Consider the following 2,645-nt stretch of genomic DNA (forward strand, 5'->3'; position numbering starts at 1 on the left):
CTTAAGCTGCTGTAATTCGCCGTAGGCGAATAGCAAAAACCGCTTTGAGCGGTTACCGCGTTTCAAGCCCCCGGCTTTGCCGGGGGTTTTGACTTTTTCTTCCCTTTTCCTTTCCGCTTCTCTTTGTTGACCAAACAACCAAGCACACCCCTCAAAAGCTGTTCCTTTGCGGACATGGCAAAATCCGGGTTTTTGAGAGTATCGCTTTGTAACATTCTTTTAATACACACTCTTTTTTTGAAAAAAGGGACATATTGTAACGCCATTCCAATTTCCTGAAAAATTCTTTCCCGGCAAGCGTTTTCTTTTCAAATGGTATTCAGGCAAGTTACAGAAATGCCTTGCAGCAAGTGCTCTTTTTCACTCCATCTTTTTCCCGTTTTCCCTTGACCCAAAACGGGAGCGCCGATATAGGATCAAAGAAACCCTATTCATGTTTAGCCGCGCGGAAAGACCATGAAAAGACGCCTTTTCCTGCCTCTGCACCTGTTCATCCTGTTTGCCACGTTGCTGGCGGCAGGCTGCTGGTGCCCGCGCGCCGATGCCCATGAGCCGGAGAAAGGCGCATTCCGCCACGCTCCGACGCAATACGAAACGGTCATTCAAGACGTCTATCAGCCCTTGCTGATCCAGACGGAGGTGCGCGTCCCGCACGTCCGCGGGCACGAACTTTCCCAAAAGGACAACGACGCCCCGGTGTACGACGCCGGACAAAGCGCCGCTCCCCCCATGCTCCCGCCGCTCCTGTCCGCAGGGCTTCCGGCGGTGGTCCCCCTCCCTCTCCGTCCCTCTTGGCGGGGCCTTGTCGTATTCCCTCTGCCTCCTCCCGCGATGATCGGCTGACGGCCTTTCCGCACATGACGCCATCCGGCAATCGTGCAAAGGACACTCCCACCCTTGGCCCTTGTCGCGCCCGCGCCGCGAAACGGACAGAATCCTCTGTCCTCCCCGCGAGCGGACACCCGGAAACACGCGCCCGCCGAACGTGCTCCCCGAAAACGGGGGAGGTCTCCCCGTTCGTCCCGGCGCCCGCAGGAGGAAATCATGGAAGCTCCCAAGAAGCCGTTGTATAACTCTCTTTATTTTCAGGTTATTTGTGCCATTCTCCTTGGTATTGCCCTTGGGCATTTCTATCCCCAGACCGCTCAGGCCATGAAGCCGCTCGGTGACGGGTTCATCAAACTTATCAAGATGATCATCGCGCCGATCATTTTCTGTACCGTGGTCCTCGGCGTCGCGGGCATGGAAGACATGAAGAAGCTCGGCCGTATCGGCGGCAAAGCGCTCATCTATTTTGAAGCGGTGACGACCCTGGCCCTTATCATCGGGCTTGTGGTGGTCAACACCCTCCAGCCGGGTGGGGGAATGCACGTCGATCCCGCGTCCCTCGACACCACCGCCATCGCCAAGTACACCGCTTCGGCCCAACACAACGGCTTCATCGACTTCCTGATGAACATCATCCCCGGCACCATCGTAGGCGCGTTCGCCAATGGCGACATCCTCCAGGTGCTGCTCATTTCCCTGCTCTGCGGCGCGGCCTTTTCCGCCCTCGGCAAGCGCGTCGCCGGTATCGTCGGGCTCATCCGTCAGGCTTCCTCGGCCCTGTTCGGCATCATCAACATCATCATGAAGCTCGCCCCGCTCGGCGCGTTCGGCGCTATGGCCTTCACCGTGGGCAAGTACGGCCTCGGCACGCTCGGCTCCCTCGGCTATCTCATGGGCAGCTTCTACCTGACCTGCCTGTTGTTCGTCTTTGTCGTCCTGAACATCATCGCCCGCCTCACCGGGTTCTCGCTGGTCAAGCTGCTGCGCTACATCGCCCATGAATTGTGGCTCGTGCTCGGCACGTCCTCGTCCGAATCCGCCCTCCCGACCCTCATGGCGAAGCTCGAACACATGGGCGCGCGCAAGGACATCGTGGGCATCGTGGTCCCGTCCGGCTACTCGTTCAACCTTGACGGCACTTCCATTTATCTGACGATGGCGGCTATCTTCATCGCGCAGGCCCTCGGCATCGAACTGAGCCTCAAGGAAGAACTTACCCTGCTCGCCGTACTGCTGCTGGCCTCCAAGGGCGCGGCCGGGGTCACGGGTTCCGGATTCGTCACCCTCGCCGCTACGCTGGCGACCATCCCCACCATCCCGGTGGCCGGTATCGCCCTCATCCTCGGCGTGGACCGCTTCATGTCCGAAGCCCGCGCGCTGACCAACCTCGTCGGCAACTCCGTGGCGACCATCGTTGTCGCCAAGTGGGAAGGTGCGCTTGATATGCAACGCCTCCATGCCGAGCTTGATCAGCCCACTGTCATTGAAGAGGAACCTTTCCTGCCCGACGACGGTTTGCTCCAGCCTGTACCTGCAGACAAGTAGTTTGGGGGAACGCGGAGTGCCGGGGGGAGAGTGCAAAAAAAGGACGTTTGGGGGAGGCGCGGAGTGCCGGGGGAAGGGAAACCTTTCTGGAGAAAGGTTTCCCCTCCCTTCCCCCACACCCCCATCCCTCCTCTTCCAAAGACTGTCAAAACCCCCGGCAAAGCCGGGGGCTTGAAACGCGGTGACCGCTCAAAGCGGTTTTTGCTATTCGCCTACGGCGAATTACAGCAGCTTAAGCTGCTCCACCTTCCTGTCTTCTTTTTCCTGGTTCC

At 58.8% G+C, this 2,645-nt stretch carries 2 protein-coding genes; both read left to right on the top strand.

The window, feature by feature from the left end; genetic code table 11:
* Positions 1–456 precede the first annotated feature (456 nt).
* Positions 457–843, top strand: a complete 387-nt coding sequence (locus T370_RS0121610; protein ID WP_029436978.1) for a hypothetical protein — start codon at positions 457–459, stop codon at positions 841–843.
* Between the two features lie 201 nt (positions 844–1,044).
* The gene (locus tag T370_RS0121615) at positions 1,045–2,373 is read left to right on the top strand and encodes a dicarboxylate/amino acid:cation symporter (RefSeq protein ID WP_029436979.1); all 1,329 of its coding nucleotides are present in this window, start codon (positions 1,045–1,047) and stop codon (positions 2,371–2,373) included.
* The last annotated feature ends 272 nt before the right edge of the window (positions 2,374–2,645 follow it).

Origin of the sequence: Bilophila wadsworthia ATCC 49260 (assembly GCF_000701705.1) — a bacterium.
In the GTDB taxonomy this organism is placed as follows: domain Bacteria; phylum Desulfobacterota; class Desulfovibrionia; order Desulfovibrionales; family Desulfovibrionaceae; genus Bilophila; species Bilophila wadsworthia.